Below are 15,736 nucleotides of genomic sequence, written 5' to 3'. Positions count from 1 at the left end.
TGGTGATTTTATTATTTTTTATATTTTTCTCACTAATAGTAAAAATAATGCCACTGTTTCCTATGTAAAAAGTAACATGGCATTTTATAAAATAGATGGATAATAATGTATGTATAGTTAACAAGCTTAAATTTTAAGCAAAATAAAATCCGGTACCCATTATAATGGGTACCGGATTATTTATTTGCTTAAAATTTCTCGCACTATAGTATTAACTAACTTACCATCAGCGCGACCTTTAACTTTTGGCATGAGCACCGCCATTACCTTACCCATATCTTTTGGACCAGTTGCTTGTGACTCGGCCACAGCCTCTGTCACCAAGCCCCGCACTTCAGCCTCACTAAGCTGTTGAGGAAGATAAGGCATGAGAATAGCAATTTCTTGTTCTAGCTGCTCTGATAAATCAAGACGATTAGCATTCTTAAACTCTTCCATTGCATCTCGGCGCATCTTTACTTCTTTTGCCAATACATCAAGAACCTCTTCTTCAGAAAGTTCCTTTTTGCGGTCAATCTCAACATTCTTTATAGTGGCACGAACCATGCGTATAACTGAAAGGCGTAATTTACCCGCCTCTTTGTCCTTCATGGCCTGCTTCATGTCTTCGTTTAGTTGTTCCTTAAGAGACATGCCAAGTACCCTCCGAAAAATATTAAGCCTTAAACTTACGTTTACGAGCTGCTTCGGACTTTTTCTTGCGCTTTACGCTAGGTTTTTCGTAATGCTCGCGCTTTCTTACTTCAGCAAGGGTGCCGGCTTTTTGGCATGTACGTTTAAATCTGCGGAGTGCGCTATCGATTGTTTCGTTTTTTCCTACCTTAACTTCTGACATCTAATCTCCCTCCCTCCACTCAGACCGTTACGGGAAGTGTATTTGCTAACATACACCTAAATATTATACAGGAAGTAATTATTAATTGTCAATATTAGCCTGGCGGCCATGTCATAAATCTCTCACCTAACATATGAAAATGCAAGTGATCTACTGTTTGCCCGCCATTTTCTTTTGTATTTACAACTAAGCGAAAACCTTTCTCTTCTAAGCCTAAGGTTTTAGCGATACCCGGTATGACCGACATAAGATGCGCCATTAATTTATTATCATCGGCTGTTATCTCCAGGAGGTTTGCAATATGCTTTTTAGGAATTACTAAGACATGCGCTGGTGCCGCTGGACTTATATCGTGAAAAGCTATTATAAGCTCGTCTTCGTATACAATTTTCGCCGGTATATCCCGGTTAATAATTTTACAGAAAATACAACTTGCTTGCATAAGGCACCTCCCCTCGCAAAAAGCCTTCAGTTGGTAGTTATATACAATATATAAAATTTTTATTCTCTTTATCATTCAGATATCCTGCCAACTACTGTTAAAATAAGAAAATTAATCTATAATAGTTCCCCATAAACCGTCTTTAAACAATTTTTCTAGCCGAACTTTGCAGATAGTACCCTCAGTAATTGAACCAGCGTCAGCATACACCCTTAAGTAATTTCCGGTTAGTCCATCAATAATCTTATTTGATTTTGTTTCAAATAAAACATCTAACACGTTCCCGATATAAGCCTTTTTAAAAGAGTCTGCTTTTTTTTCTGATACATCTTGCAATAAAGCTACTCTATGCTTTTTAATTTCTTCGGGCACTTGATCTGGATAGTCAGCCGCAGGTGTACCTTTTCGGCGTGAGTAAGGAAAAACGTGTATTTTGGCAAAATTAAGCTTATTCACTACCTCAAGACCATTATTAAACATTTCTTCTGTCTCACCCGGAAATCCGACAATTATATCAGTTGATAAAGCTAAGTTTGGAACACGTCTCATTATACTCACTGCTAAGTCACTAAACTGCTCAGCCGTATACTGCCTATTCATAGCCATTAGCACTGTATTATCGCCAGCCTGAAGCGGCAGATGCAAGTGACGGCACAACCTAGTGTCGTTTAATATTAGTTCGATTAGTTCGTCTGATACCTCAATTGACTCCAATGAGCCTAAGCGCAAACGAGCAAGACTGCTTACACTCAAAACTGTCTTAATGGCATCAATTAAACTGACAGATCCTCCTAGATCACGTCCGTATGCGCCTAGATGTATGCCCGTTAGGACAATCTCCTTAAAACCCGCAGCTACAAGTTTTTGAGCTTCAGCTAAAATACTTACAAGCGACCGAGAACGCAGCGGTCCTCTAGCATAAGGAATTATACAATAAGTACAAAAATTGGTGCAGCCTTCCTGAATCTTGAGAAACGCCCTTGTGCGGCCAGGTGTATCAAATAAAGGAATATCTTCAAAATTCTGCGCCTGCATAATATCTGTAACTACATTTACTTGGCGATGGTTACCGACAACCTCTTCTACTAGGTCAACTATTTTATGCCTGTCTTTTGTACCAATAATTACATTAACGCCTGGAATGCTTTCAACTTGTTCTGGTGAAATCTGCGAATAACATCCTGTGACGGCGATTATAGCATTTGGATTTAGTCTTGTAGCTCTTCGTATTAGTTGGCGAGATTTTTTCTCTCCGAGATGAGTAACGGAACAAGTATTAATAACATATACATCCGCTGGCTCATTGAACTCGCCAATTTCATAATTACGCTTTTTAAATAGACCTTCCATTACTTCTGTTTCAAATTGATTAACTTTACAACCTAAAGTTGTTAACGCAACACGCGGCAAAAAAACGACCCCCTATAATGAAGACACTAGCTGCCACCCAAATCACCTTTGTCGTATAGGACAATGCTGACCGCAGCCAGCGATGCGGTCTCGGTACGCAAAATCCTAGGCCCAATTGAAACGGTATGTACTTTATGCTGTTCACAAAGTTTTACTTCGTCAGAGCTGAAGCCACCTTCAGGACCAATTAATATTAAGTACTCTTTTGCATGGCACTCAGCTAAAAGGTTTTTTAATCCTTGCTGCGCTATGCCTTCATAAAGCATTATTACAACAGTCTTTTCATCTAAAGCAGATAACATACTAGCAATATCCTGAATTGGTTCAACCTTCGGAACAATACTGCGCCTACATTGCTTAGATGCTTCTACTGCAATCTTTTGCCAGCGCTCCTGACGCGCTGTCTGTTTATTCTTATCATATTTCACAACACTTCGTTCTGCTGCTATAGGATAAATATTGGTTACCCCTAATTCTACAGCCTTCTGAACAATATAGTCCATTTTGTCACTCTTCGGCAAGCACTGTGCCAAATTAACTTTAATTGGTGACTCACTATATTCAGATACAATTTCACAAACTTTGCAACTTACTTGGTTTTCGGTGATACAAAAAATCTCGGTTACCGCAACTTTCCCTTCGGGGTCGATCACCAGAATCTTATCTGAAGGCCTCATCCGTAAAACACGACTAATATGATGAGCATCTTCGCCGTTAATTATAAGTTCTGAAGTTAAAGGATTTGGTATAAAAAAGCGGCGCAAATCACTCGCCCCCTTTGCGCACGAGAATTGCAACCCAACCGCCTTCTTCAATTACTTTATCTATTGTTAAGTCATGGGCAATAATTGCCGCAGTAACATCACTTAACCGCTCAACAATTATGCCGCTGGCAACTAAAACCCCATTGTCTTTTAGACGCTCAGGAATATCTGCAAGCAATTTAATTACAACATCCGCAATTATATTAGCTATAATAACATCCGCCTGCCCTGTAATTCCAGTCAGCAGATCACCATGGGCTACAGTTACTTTATTCGATACTTTATTTATCGCTACATTTTCAGTGGCGACCTTTACAGCTACTTGATCTAAATCAACAGCTTGGACATTTTTTGCGCCAAGTTTAGCTGCAGCAACGGCTAATACCCCAGAGCCTGTTCCAATATCGAAAACAATACTTTCTGGTTTAACAACCTCTTCTAAGCACCTTATGCACATCGCTGTGGTATTATGGGTACCGGTACCAAATGCCATGCCTGGATCTAATTCAATGACTAAGTCACCTTCAATTTGCTCATATTCTTCCCATGAAGGTTTTATTACAATTTTTTCACCGACTTTTATAGGGTGAAAATAGTTTTTCCAAGAAGACGCCCAATCTTCCTCGTTAATTTCCTGACACTCAATATGCCCTTGCCCTTTATCCAAATTATGATTAACCAATTCGTTAACACGTTCTTCGAAAATACGCATCTTTTCTTCGAGTTGCTCGTCAACTGGTAAATAGGCCTTAACTGTAACTACTTCAACATTCACTTCCTCAGGTATATCACAGTAATCCCAGGTACCAGCTCGTCGGTAGGAATTAACTAATTCCGGGTCTTCTATTACAACCCCACTTGATCCTAATTCGTGAAATATATCAGCAATGGCTTCTGTAGCCTCATGGGATGTCTTGATACTAATTTCAGCCCATTTCATGTTCATCGCTCCTCAAAAATTCTGATAGTATAAGTGATGCCGAGAGTAATAAACTCTCGGCCCGGATCACTTATACCCCAAAGGCATCTTTAACCTTTTTGAAAAAAGTTTTTTGTTCAGGATTAACGTTTTCACCACAAGCTTTGGCGAATTCAGATAATAGTTCCCTTTGACGCTCAGTAAGTTTTTGCGGTGTTAATACTTTTACCTTAACGTGCTGGTCACCGCGTCCTTGACCTCTTAAATAAGGAATACCCTTATCCTTTAGACGCAGAATGGTACCAGATTGTGTGCCCTCTGGAATTTTAAGTTTAACTTTGCCATCTAATGTAGGAACTTCAATTTCATCACCTAATGTTGCCTGCACGAAACTGATTGGAACCTCACAAATAACTTCACTGCCTTCTCGTGTAAACAGTTTATGCGGTTTTACAAAAATGTAAACATATAAATCTCCTGGTGGGCCGCCTCGTGCACCTGCTTCACCTTCGTGCGCTACTCTTAATCGGGAACCACTGTCTACTCCAGCAGGAATTTTAATTTTGATTTTACGTCTTGTCCGAACTTTTCCACGACCATTACATTCCTTACAAGGGGTATGGACAATCTTACCTTCTCCATTACAACGATCACATGCTTTTACATTGACCATTCTCCCGAAAGGTGTGTTTTGTGCGTATTGTATCTGACCGGTTCCTTTACACTGCGGGCAAGTTTCAGGGTGTGACCCTGGCGCCGCACCAGTACCATGGCAAGTCGAGCAGTCTTCTGTGCGTGGAATTTGAACTTCTGTCTCAAGACCAAATGCAGCTTGCTCAAAAGTTATCTCTAAATCATAGCGTAAGTCTGAACCTTTTTCTGGTCCAGCCTGTCGTCCACCAAAGCCTGACTGACCGAAGAACATATCAAATATATCACTAAAACCGCCAGCTCCACCGAAGCCCCCAAAGCCTCCTGCGCCACCGCCTTGTGAACCATCAAAAGCTGCATGACCGAATTGGTCATATTGAGCCCGACGCTCACCGCTTGATAATATTTCATATGCTTCATTTATTTCTTTAAATTTTTCCTCAGCCTCTTTAGGATTATCACGGTTTACGTCAGGATGGTACTTTCGCGCTAATTTACGAAACGCTTTTTTTATTTCATCATCTGACGCTGTTCGCGCAACCCCCAGCACCTCATAGTAATCGCGTTTACTCACATCACACCACCCTAAAAAATTATTACGTCACGCCGCAAGACTCCGGCCTATGTAGGAGACCGGAGTCAGCGGTACTAAATCTAGAATTAGCTAGATTTCAAATACTATTTCTTTTCATCATCTACTACTTTATATTCCGCATCGACTACCTTTTCGTCTTTTGCGGAACCAGAAGCAGGTTGACCAGCATCCGGAGTTCCTTGGGCTTCAGCTGCCTGATAAACGGCCGCTGACAATTCATATAGCGGCTTTGTAAGTTCTTCAGTATCAGCCTTGATTTTTTCAATATCTGAACCTTTTAATGTTTCTTTTAGTTGATCGGCTGCTGCTTGCACCTTATCAATAATTGCTTTATCGGCTTTGTCTCCAACTTCTTTTATTGTTTTCTCTGCCTGATAAACAAGAGAATCAGCATTATTACGAATTTCAACTTCTTCTTTACGCTGTTTATCCTCAGCTGCGTGTAGTTCAGCTTCTTTCACCATACGCTCTATATCGTCTTTATTCATGCCGCCGGACGTAGTAATAGTAATTTTTTGTTCCTTACCTGTTCCAAGATCTTTTGCTGATACATGCACAATACCATTTGCATCTATATCGAAAGTTACTTCTATGCGTGGTACACCTCTAGGTGCTGGTGGAATACCTGATAATTCAAATCTACCAAGAGTTTTATTACCTGCAGCCATCTCTCTTTCGCCCTGGAGAACATGGATATCAACTGACGGTTGATTATCAGCAGCAGTAGAGAATGTTTGGCTCTTTGAAGTAGGAATTGTAGTATTACGTTCGATAATCTTAGTGCAAACACCACCAAGTGTTTCAATACCAAGCGAAAGCGGAGTTACATCAAGAAGCAATACATCCTTTACTTCACCTACAAGAACTCCTGCTTGGATAGCAGCACCAACTGCAACGCATTCGTCAGGATTTACGCCGCGATGTGGTTCTTTTCCTAAGAATTTCTTGATCGCTTCTTGTACTGCTGGAATACGAGTAGATCCGCCAACTAAGATTACTTTATGAATATCGTTAGGAGATAAACCAGAATCGTTCAATGCTTGGCGAGTTGGCCCCATAGTAGCTTCAACTAAATCAGCTGTTAACTCCTCAAATTTAGCACGAGTTAAGTTTATATCCATATGTTTAGGACCAGTTTGATCTGCAGTGATAAATGGCAAGTTTATGTTAGTTGTCAAAACACCTGAGAGCTCAATTTTAGCTTTTTCTGCAGCCTCAATTAAACGTTGGGTAGCCATACGGTCTGCGGCTAAATCAATACCGTGTTCCTTTTTAAATTCAGCTACCATCCATTTCATGATTCTTTCATCAAAATCATCACCACCGAGGCGATTATTACCGCTGGTAGCTTTAACTTCAAATACTCCGTCACCTAATTCTAGAATAGATACGTCAAATGTACCGCCGCCTAAGTCGAAAACTAGAATAGTATGATCTTCACCTTTATCCAAACCGTAAGCTAATGCAGCCGCAGTTGGTTCGTTAATAATACGAAGCACTTCAAGACCAGCAATAGTTCCAGCATCCTTTGTTGCTTGACGCTGACTATCACTAAAGTAAGCAGGAACTGTTATAACTGCTTGAGTTACAGTTTGACCTAAATATGCTTCAGCATCTGCTTTTAGCTTTTGTAGAATCATTGCTGAAATCTCTTGCGGAGAGTATTTTTTATCATCGACACTAACCTTGTAGTCAGTTCCCATATGACGTTTTACTGAAATAATAGTACGGTCAGGATTAGAAACAGCCTGACGCTTAGCAAGCTGACCAACTAAACGCTCACCAGTCTTTGAAAAGCCAACAACTGATGGCGTTATGCGTGCACCTTCAGCATTAGCTATAACAGTAGGTTCGCCACCTTCCATTACTGCTACACATGAGTTTGTAGTACCTAAATCTATACCTATTACTTTTGACATATTTAAAGCCTCCTTAAATATATGTAAATTAAATAATTATCCTACAACTTTTACCATACTAGGGCGCACTACTTTACCACGCACAATATAGCCTTTTTGCAGTTCCTCGACAATCGTACCTTCAGGCTTATCACAGTCATCCACCCTCATAATAGCCTCATGAAATTGTGGATCAAAAGTTTGGCCTACTGCATTTATTTGTTCTAAGCCATTTTTTTCAAGCGCGCTAGAAAACTGACGATACATCATTTCAACGCCTGATCTAATTGCGGCAGCATCTTGGGCTGCTTCTGTAGCCATAGCCCTTTCGAAATTATCCAATAGTGGCAATAGCTCTTTAATTAAATTTTGGGTTACTAAGCTAGATAAATCTTCTTTTTCTTGGCGAGTGCGGCGGCGGAAGTTATCAAAGTCTGCTTGCAACCTCTTAACTCGTTCAGCATGTTCCTGAAGCAGCCTGTTTTTTTCCTCAATTACTGTCATCATTTGCTCTACTTCCGTATAATCAAAACAAACCTCTTGGGAAGATACTTCTTGACTGTTTTCGACAGCTTGAGATTTCTCGTCAACAATCTCTTGACTACAATCTTTTTCCTTATTATCAGTCATTATTTACTCACCTCAAATAATTAAAAATCAGGCAGCCCCTGCTCAGTGTTGCTGGCAGACATGGAAGCCTTTTCTTTATCTTCTTTTTTCTTAATAATTGTATCAATCCTAAGAATAGCCACAGCAACCTCACCAGCAGCTTTTATTGCATTCATTTTAACAAGAACAGGATCGATAACTCCTTTTTCTTGCATATCAGCTATTTTCCCATAATCGCAGTCTATTCCCAGTGAATCTATACCTTGCTCTGCTTGGGCGGCAATTACCTCTTCTACCTTTTCAAGCGGATTATAACCAGCATTTTCAACGATTTGCGACAATGGCCGTTTCAAGGCATTAACAACGCAATCCACTCCATATGCTGCCATACCTTTAAGGTTTTCGCGTGATTTTTCTACCATCCTAGCAGCAGCTATCTCAATTGAACCGCCGCCTGGGACATAGCCGCCCTTAACCGCAGCCTGAACACTAGAAGCAGAATCTTTAGCGATCCGCTCTCTTTCGCCAACCACTTCTTCGGTTGCTGCGCCAACTAAGATAGTGGCCATAGGCTTTCCTTTACCACCCAGAATACGTACTTGCTCTAATTTTTCATCCTGGTAAATTCGGTCAGCATGGCCGATATATTTTTCAATATCTGCACTGTTTTTCTTTAAGCCAGTGCGTTTTATCATACGCGCTCCAACATGTTCGGCTACACGACGCAAATCATTTGCGTTAACCCGTTGTATAACAATAACTCCGCCATCAATAAGAATCTCTTCCGCAGAGTCATGAACACCACGATCTACAAGTACTACGTTTATTCCTAGTTCAAGAATTTTGCTAACGTTAACTTTAAATTCATCTTGAAGCTCAATGAACCTTTTGAAGCCCGCTTCGGTACTAAGTGCCTCATCACCAATTTCTTCTGGTTCCAATGCATCATCAATAATTAAAACCTTTAAGTCATCAAGCTCTTGGGGCATTTCCTGGCTCATTCTTTCTTTGTCAACGATAACACCCATAAAAACTTCATTACCTGCTCCCTCATGGGCGGTAATAATGTCAGACAGCTTAAAGTTCTTCTCATTAAGTTTTTCAAAACCAATAAGGCGAGCAGCTTCTACAACTAGTTCAGCTATATCTTCATTCTCACGACCTGCTATCATCGCGATATTACTCAGCATCGGGTCATCAACATCGCAAATTACGCGAGCACGCGACTTTATGCTTTCTAATGCTTGTGCTATGCCATATTTGACTCCCTCAATTACTCTCGCGACTGGAACTCCACGAAGTACTTGATTGACCCCTTCTGAAACCAGCCCACCAGCCATAATTGTAGCTGTAGTTGTGCCATCACCTACTTCAGCTTGCTGAGCTTTGGCAATATTAATAAGCATTTTTGCAGCAGGATGATTAACATCCATCTTATCTAAAATCGTCACACCATCATTTGTTATGATAACTTCGCCAAATCGATCCACCAGCATTGTATCGAGACCTTTAGGACCGATCGTACCTTCAACGGCTGCCGTGATAGCCCGCACAGCGTTAGCATTCGTAATAAGTGCCGCTAAACGTTCATCTACTTCAGCTCCGCTGCCAGCCTGTTTTAGATTCATTCTGGCTCCTCCTGTATGTAGTAATAGGGGATATCTCCCCTACATCTTGTATTTTTTTAGTATTTCACCTAAATGGCTATGCATAAACTCCAAAACAGCCATGATTTTTCCATATTCCATTCTAGTAGGTCCCAAAACAGCAATAGTACCGACAACTTGCCCCTCAACCTGATACGTAGCCTGAACCATGCTGCAATCTTTTATACCACTGTACTTATTTTCTTGACCAATTTTAACTACAACGCCATCACCATCTCCTGCTTGTAAAATATCGCACAGAAGCTGTTCTTCTTCTAACATTGACAAAATGTTTTTCACTTTGTCAACATCTCTAAATTCAGGCTGGTTTAATAGCTGAGTCGTTCCTCCTAAATAAACCCGCTCTTTTTTATCAATGGTTAGAGCACTTGTGACTACTGATAATGCAGCTTCGAACAGACTAGAGTCCGGTATTACCTCGCTGCGTATATCTTTTAAAACAGATGCTTTTATTGCATCTAACGACACCCCGGACAATCTGTTATTTATAGCTGCAGCTACTCGCTGGAGCTCCTCTACTGTTGTATCTTCCGGAATATCTATGATTTTGTTTTCAACAAAACCACTATCTGTCACAATAACCACTATAACTCGTCTGTCATCAAGCGGTAAAAATTGCAAATATTTAAATGTACAATGGGAAAACTGTGGAGCCAATACTAAAGAAACGTTGTGCGTCATACGTGATATAATTCGCGCAGTCTCTTGAAACACTTCTTCAATACGTCTCACTTTTGCACCATACCAATTAGAAATTAGGCTGATCTCATTTTCCGATATAACCGGCCTAGAAAGAAGAGAATCAACAAAAAACCTATAGCCTTTTGCCGAAGGAATACGACCTGATGAAGTGTGAAGCTGTTCAATGTAACCCAAAAGCTCCAAATCTGCCATTTCATTTCGAATAGTGGCCGGACTTATACCTAAGTCGTATTTACGGGCAATAGTTCTTGAGCCAATAGGTTCTGCGGTGGAAACATAGTCGTTAATTATGGCCTGAAGAATTTTCTTTTTTCGATCATCAAGCATCTTTCCCACCTCCTATTGTTAGCACTCAACCGGATAGAGTGCTAATATCTACTAAAAAAATACCACTCATTTGCCTGAATGTCAAGATAGTCAATTAATAGCACAAGCATTACTTTTTTTAGCGCAGGAACTCACTGAAAACTTGATTGCCGTACTTCATTCCAAGGGGCGTAAGTCGTACATATCCTTCTTCTATCAAAATCACTCTTTTTTTCTCAAGTCTGTTAATAATATTTTTGTATATTTCGAAAAAATCCAAATTGAATTTTGCTGAAAATTTTTCTAAAGATAGACCTTTAACGGTCCGCAAAGATAAGAAGGCAAACTCTTCTATAGCTGTATTGTCATCAAGTCGCTCTTCCGATTCCAAAGGAAATTCACCAGATTCTAAACTATATATATACTGTCTGACATCCCTTATGTTCGCTTGTCGTGTGTTATTAATAAATGAGTGTGCCGCTGATCCCAAGCCAACATAAGGCTCAAAATTCCAATATTTTAAATTATGTTGGCATTCATAACCACACTTAGCAAAATTAGATATTTCATAGCGATCATAACCATGTCTTATGTTTTCCTTAATTACAAATTCATACATTTGATCTTCGAGACTATCCTCAGGCAGTTTTAATAGACCTTTTTCTGAAGAATCGGCAAACAGTGTTCCTTCTTCGATTTTTAAGCCGTAAACAGATAAATGTTGAATTTCCAGATCATAAGCTTTAAGCAAGCTACTTTTCAAGTGTTCTAGCGATTGATTTGGCAGCCCATACATAAGATCAATATTAATATTATTAAAACCGCATCTATGTGCTAAATTAACCGATTGTATAGCATCTTCGGCTGTATGTATTCTGCCAATAGCTTTAAGTAAATCATTAGAAAATGATTGAACACCAAAGCTGATTCTATTCACACCAGCACTACGCAATAACTTCAATTTTGATTCTTCTACTGTTCCCGGGTTTGCCTCAATACTAATTTCCGCATTACTTGAAATATTAAAGTTTTTCTGTAGGTTTTCCATTAAGTTTTCTAAGAGACCGGCTGGCAAAATCGTTGGCGTTCCCCCTCCGATAAAAACCGTATCAACGGTATAATCAGATAGAAGACCGCCCCGGTCGGATATTTCCCGACTCAAGGCGGCAATATAATCACTATATAGATAATCCAAACCGGAATATGATGGAAAATCACAATAAAAACACTTCTGACTGCAAAAAGGAATATGGATGTATAAACCTAAATTCATATTACCCTCCGGCTATTGAAGCACCTAGCTAATCAATCTTCAAAATAGCCATAAATGCTTCCTGTGGTATTTCAACATTTCCTACCTGTTTCATGCGCTTTTTGCCTTCTTTTTGCTTTTCAAGCAGTTTGCGTTTACGGCTAATATCACCGCCGTAACATTTTGCAAGTACGTCCTTGCGCATAGCACGAACAGTTTCACGAGCAATAACTTTGTTACCGATTGCCGCCTGTATAGGAATTTCAAACATTTGTTTAGGTATAATACCCTTTAGTTTTTCAGCTAACTGCCTTCCTCTATACGCGGCCTTATCTCTATGAACTATGACCGACAAAGCATCAACAGGTTCACCGTTTAATAATATGTCAAGCTTTACGAGGTTTGAGGTGTGATATCCTATAAGCTCATAATCTAGTGAAGCATAACCTCTTGTAGAAGATTTTAAGCGGTCAAAATAATCATAGATGATTTCGCTTAGCGGCAGATTATAAGTCAACATAACACGTGTTGTATCAAGATACTTCATGTCCTTAAATTCGCCGCGTTTCTCTTGAGATAATTCCATAACTGCACCTACAAAGTCATTCGGCACTATAACAGTTGCTTTAACATAAGGTTCGTCTATATGATCTATCTCTTGCGGAGTTGGAAGCTTTGATGGATTATCAATATCCAAGGTTGATCCGTCTGTTTTGTAAACTTTATATATTACACTAGGCGCTGTAGTAATCAGCGCGATATTATATTCTCGTTCAAGGCGTTCTTGAACTACATCCATATGAAGCAGCCCTAGGAAGCCGCAGCGAAAGCCAAAACCTAAAGCTATTGATGTCTCAGGTTCAAATATAAGTGACGCATCATTTAATTGCAGTTTTTCTAGTGCGTCCTTTAGGTTTTCATATTCCGAACTGTCAACTGGATATAGTCCGCAATATACCATCGGTGTTATCTTTCGATAACCAGGCAGTGGCGTACTTACCGGTTTTTCAGCATCTGTAATAGTATCGCCAACCCTTACATCTTTAACATTTTTGATGCTTCCAGAAACAAAGCCAACTTGACCAGTTCCTAGTTCATCGATATTTGCAGGATATGGCTTAAAGATACCTACCTCGGTTACCTCAAACTTCTTATCTGTAGCTATCATTTTTAGTTTCATGCCAGGCTTTATTTTTCCGTTCATAACTCTGACATACGCAATTACACCTTTATACGCGTCAAAATGCGAATCAAAAATTAGGGCGCTAAGCGGCTCCTCTACTGATCCAGCAGGATGGGGTACTTTTCTTACTATAGCCTCAAGAATATCTTGTATACCTATACCAGCTTTAGCACTTGCAAGTACTGCATCTGACGTATCTAAACCAATTACTTCCTCTATCTCATGTTTAACCTTTTCTGGGTCAGCACTAGGTAAGTCAATCTTATTTATAACAGGGATAATTTCAAGGTTATTTTCTAATGCCAAGTAAACATTAGCTAAGGTTTGAGCTTCTATGCCTTGAGCTGCATCGACAACTAACAGAGCCCCTTCACATGCCGCGAGACTGCGCGACACCTCATACGTAAAGTCAACGTGCCCTGGTGTGTCAATGAGATTTATCATATATTTTTCGCCATCTTTGGCTTTGTATTCCAATCTGACGGCTTGTGCTTTGATTGTTATACCACGTTCGCGTTCTAAATCCATCTGGTCCAAAACCTGGGCTTCCATCTCTCTCGCAGAAAGAGCTCCAGTATATTCAATCAGACGGTCGGCAAGTGTAGATTTTCCATGATCTATATGGGCGATAATTGAAAAATTTCGGATATTTTTCGTAGTCATAAAGGCCTCCCATGTCAGCAATCCAAATACTGCTATAGATTATAGCATCTGAAACCTACGACCTGCAAGCATTACCTAATTTGCTTTATATAATTGGATATATCTCGACTAAATTCCCTTAGATAATGCTGCATTTTTTGCTTGGTATTAATAGCTTCAGTAATAAACTGTTTATACCAAATATAAAGAGTATCTAATATTTTTTCTGACTCATATTTATAATTAGTCGGAATATCAAAATTAAAGCCATACTTCGAATATTTGAATATCTCTTTGTTAAGGTCAATATTAGCTACCGAATATACAGCCTTGACATCAATTCCATTACCAAATAAATATGCTGTATACTGTCCGCTATTATCACGTCTGACTGAGAAAGCCTTTGGATAATCATGACGATGCGTAAGCTTATTCAGTTGGTTTTCAGCAACATTCACCCCTAAGACAATTATAAAAATTAATAGTAAAACTCCTTGTACTATTTTAGTTACAGCATATCTATCTACAGTTGTAAACATTAATATAAGTCACCTCAATCTTAACTTTCCAAAAAAAGGGGATATTAATACATAAAACAGTCAAGCAGCCCACTGTTTTATGATTAATATCCCTCTAATTACTTTCAGCAATAATCTGAGCTATTACATCTCCCAAAAATTCAATACTGCGTTCAGCTTCTTCCCGGCTATTTTCTTGACAGCCAACTTCAATCAGTAATGCTCTTGGATGCAAATGCTGATTATATCGCCATTCAACTAAAAGTATTCCTTTAGATAAACCCGGATAGTATTGATTCAGCTTTGCATCTATTAACTTTGCGAATGCATGATTTTGCTGCCAGTGAGGCTGTGGCAAATCCTGTTGACCTGTCGCAACTACAATAGTTATTTTTGCTGCTGGAACCCCGTTAACTATTGCCGTAGAATTCTCCCGCTTATCAGCATCCCTATGAATGTCAAGCACTATTTGAAGCGATGGATTTTCTGCGAGCATCTTTTGGACAGTAAGTTCAGATGCTCCATATGCTTTCATAAAGCTTGGATAATCGTGGATAGTTTTGTTTTGTACAGAAGGTATACCCAAAGTTTCTAATTTTTTAACCAGCGCCCCTCCGACATTAACTATTTCGCCTATTTGACCGCCAGGCTTGTGAGCTACACCTGAACTAGGTATAAAAGACTCTGCTGTATGTGTATGGTATACACCTACTATAGGTTTACCTTTAGGTAAAATATTTTGTGGGTCAAATTTTGGAAAATTGGGCAGGCTTATAGCACTAACGGATGGGGGACTGGTCTTAATGACCGCCATAATCGGCATTTCCGCTTTGAGAATAGTGCGCCAGTCGCGGATGTCAATATCTGTGAAAAATAACACTGCTCCATGAAGTATATTCTGGAGAGTTATCTCTGGCTTTACTTTAACCATAGGCTGTGCCTCTGCAGTACTGGCTAGTCCAGGAACACCAGAAAATAATATATCTCGCCATTTCGGAAGCAATGAAGATTTCTCAGTAATAAAGGTATTATGACCTGAGTTGCTAACAGCTAGAGTTTCTTCCGACCACTCAAGATATGACCAAAATATTAGACTACAGATCATCACTATAGCCACACAAACAAAGAGAATTTTTTTATCACTCTGCTGACGTCTTTGCCGTCTAGTCACATTGTATCCCCCTATGGGCAAGCAATAATTAAATTGCTTCCAATTTTTGTTTACATACAATGTATATGCTTGTCAACATTATGATATTACACTACAGATTAATTGCTTTTTATCCGTGACCAATTCGCTGGACAAAATCGATAAAAAAACACGGCTTGCGCCGAGCTGTGCA

At 39.6% G+C, this 15,736-nt stretch carries 15 protein-coding genes; all 15 read right to left on the bottom strand.

Annotation, left to right across the window (positions count from 1 at the left end; translation table 11 throughout):
* Window positions 1-180 precede the first annotated feature (180 nt).
* The 15 genes from V6C17_RS09470 to spoIIP all read right to left on the bottom strand — a co-directional run bounded on the left by V6C17_RS09470 (window position 181) and on the right by spoIIP (window position 15,564).
* Window positions 181-633 carry a GatB/YqeY domain-containing protein gene (locus tag V6C17_RS09470; protein WP_333522329.1) on the bottom strand — a complete coding sequence of 151 codons (453 nt, stop codon included), beginning with the start codon at window positions 631-633 and terminating at the stop codon, window positions 181-183.
* A gap of 22 nt (window positions 634-655) precedes the next feature.
* Complete coding sequence (rpsU, locus tag V6C17_RS09465) at window positions 656-835, bottom strand: 30S ribosomal protein S21 (protein ID WP_019553266.1); 180 nt, start codon at window positions 833-835, stop codon at window positions 656-658.
* A 94-nt stretch (window positions 836-929) separates the two neighbouring features.
* Window positions 930-1,277, bottom strand: coding sequence for a histidine triad nucleotide-binding protein (locus V6C17_RS09460; protein WP_333522328.1), 348 nt, complete (start codon window positions 1,275-1,277; stop codon window positions 930-932).
* Between the two features lie 111 nt (window positions 1,278-1,388).
* The gene (gene mtaB, locus V6C17_RS09455) at window positions 1,389-2,687 is read right to left on the bottom strand and encodes a tRNA (N(6)-L-threonylcarbamoyladenosine(37)-C(2))-methylthiotransferase MtaB (protein ID WP_333522327.1); all 1,299 of its coding nucleotides are present in this window, start codon (window positions 2,685-2,687) and stop codon (window positions 1,389-1,391) included.
* A 26-nt stretch (window positions 2,688-2,713) separates the two neighbouring features.
* Entirely contained in the window at window positions 2,714-3,451 is a 738-nt protein-coding gene (locus V6C17_RS09450) for a 16S rRNA (uracil(1498)-N(3))-methyltransferase (RefSeq protein ID WP_333522326.1), read from the bottom strand.
* A 1-nt stretch (window position 3,452) separates the two neighbouring features.
* Window positions 3,453-4,391: a 50S ribosomal protein L11 methyltransferase gene (gene prmA / locus V6C17_RS09445; protein ID WP_333522325.1), complete on the bottom strand. Its 939-nt coding sequence runs from the start codon at window positions 4,389-4,391 to the stop codon at window positions 3,453-3,455.
* A 70-nt stretch (window positions 4,392-4,461) separates the two neighbouring features.
* Window positions 4,462-5,595: a molecular chaperone DnaJ gene (gene dnaJ, locus V6C17_RS09440; RefSeq protein WP_333522324.1), complete on the bottom strand. Its 1,134-nt coding sequence runs from the start codon at window positions 5,593-5,595 to the stop codon at window positions 4,462-4,464.
* A 104-nt stretch (window positions 5,596-5,699) separates the two neighbouring features.
* Window positions 5,700-7,535 (bottom strand): molecular chaperone DnaK, encoded by a 1,836-nt coding sequence (gene dnaK, locus V6C17_RS09435; RefSeq protein WP_333522323.1) that lies wholly within the window; start codon window positions 7,533-7,535, stop codon window positions 5,700-5,702.
* A 36-nt stretch (window positions 7,536-7,571) separates the two neighbouring features.
* The gene (gene grpE / locus V6C17_RS09430; RefSeq protein WP_333522322.1) at window positions 7,572-8,144 is read right to left on the bottom strand and encodes a nucleotide exchange factor GrpE; all 573 of its coding nucleotides are present in this window, start codon (window positions 8,142-8,144) and stop codon (window positions 7,572-7,574) included.
* Between the two features lie 20 nt (window positions 8,145-8,164).
* Complete coding sequence (locus V6C17_RS09425; protein WP_333522321.1) at window positions 8,165-9,751, bottom strand: TCP-1/cpn60 chaperonin family protein; 1,587 nt, start codon at window positions 9,749-9,751, stop codon at window positions 8,165-8,167.
* 39 nt (window positions 9,752-9,790) lie between these two features.
* A complete protein-coding gene (gene hrcA / locus V6C17_RS09420) occupies window positions 9,791-10,819 on the bottom strand; it encodes a heat-inducible transcriptional repressor HrcA (RefSeq protein WP_333522320.1) in 1,029 nt (342 codons plus the stop codon).
* A 118-nt stretch (window positions 10,820-10,937) separates the two neighbouring features.
* Complete coding sequence (gene hemW / locus V6C17_RS09415) at window positions 10,938-12,071, bottom strand: radical SAM family heme chaperone HemW (protein ID WP_333522319.1); 1,134 nt, start codon at window positions 12,069-12,071, stop codon at window positions 10,938-10,940.
* 28 nt (window positions 12,072-12,099) lie between these two features.
* Window positions 12,100-13,896, bottom strand: coding sequence for a translation elongation factor 4 (gene lepA, locus V6C17_RS09410; RefSeq protein ID WP_333522318.1), 1,797 nt, complete (start codon window positions 13,894-13,896; stop codon window positions 12,100-12,102).
* 71 nt (window positions 13,897-13,967) lie between these two features.
* Window positions 13,968-14,414 (bottom strand): hypothetical protein, encoded by a 447-nt coding sequence (locus V6C17_RS09405; RefSeq protein WP_333522317.1) that lies wholly within the window; start codon window positions 14,412-14,414, stop codon window positions 13,968-13,970.
* A gap of 94 nt (window positions 14,415-14,508) precedes the next feature.
* Window positions 14,509-15,564, bottom strand: coding sequence for a stage II sporulation protein P (gene spoIIP / locus V6C17_RS09400; protein ID WP_333522316.1), 1,056 nt, complete (start codon window positions 15,562-15,564; stop codon window positions 14,509-14,511).
* Between the last annotated feature and the right edge of the window lie 172 nt (window positions 15,565-15,736).

Origin of the sequence: Dendrosporobacter sp. 1207_IL3150 (genome assembly GCF_036763085.1) — a bacterium.
Lineage (GTDB): Bacteria > Bacillota > Negativicutes > DSM-1736 > Dendrosporobacteraceae > JBAIYU01.
This window is presented reverse-complemented; position numbering and strand designations above follow the sequence as displayed.

What these genes read in the sequence shown, in the direction of transcription:
- dnaK (WP_333522323.1), bottom strand. Translation starts at nt 7,535, where the DNA reads ATGTCAAAAGTAATAGGTATAGATTTAGGTACTACAAACTCATGTGTA.
- V6C17_RS09405 (WP_333522317.1), bottom strand. Translation starts at nt 14,414, where the DNA reads ATGTTTACAACTGTAGATAGATATGCTGTAACTAAAATAGTACAAGGA.
- prmA (WP_333522325.1), bottom strand. Translation starts at nt 4,391, where the DNA reads ATGAAATGGGCTGAAATTAGTATCAAGACATCCCATGAGGCTACAGAA.
- rpsU (WP_019553266.1), bottom strand. Translation starts at nt 835, where the DNA reads ATGTCAGAAGTTAAGGTAGGAAAAAACGAAACAATCGATAGCGCACTC.
- hrcA (WP_333522320.1), bottom strand. Translation starts at nt 10,819, where the DNA reads ATGCTTGATGATCGAAAAAAGAAAATTCTTCAGGCCATAATTAACGAC.
- V6C17_RS09460 (WP_333522328.1), bottom strand. Translation starts at nt 1,277, where the DNA reads ATGCAAGCAAGTTGTATTTTCTGTAAAATTATTAACCGGGATATACCG.
- lepA (WP_333522318.1), bottom strand. Translation starts at nt 13,896, where the DNA reads ATGACTACGAAAAATATCCGAAATTTTTCAATTATCGCCCATATAGAT.
- V6C17_RS09470 (WP_333522329.1), bottom strand. Translation starts at nt 633, where the DNA reads ATGTCTCTTAAGGAACAACTAAACGAAGACATGAAGCAGGCCATGAAG.
- hemW (WP_333522319.1), bottom strand. Translation starts at nt 12,071, where the DNA reads ATGAATTTAGGTTTATACATCCATATTCCTTTTTGCAGTCAGAAGTGT.
- grpE (WP_333522322.1), bottom strand. Translation starts at nt 8,144, where the DNA reads ATGACTGATAATAAGGAAAAAGATTGTAGTCAAGAGATTGTTGACGAG.
- V6C17_RS09425 (WP_333522321.1), bottom strand. Translation starts at nt 9,751, where the DNA reads ATGAATCTAAAACAGGCTGGCAGCGGAGCTGAAGTAGATGAACGTTTA.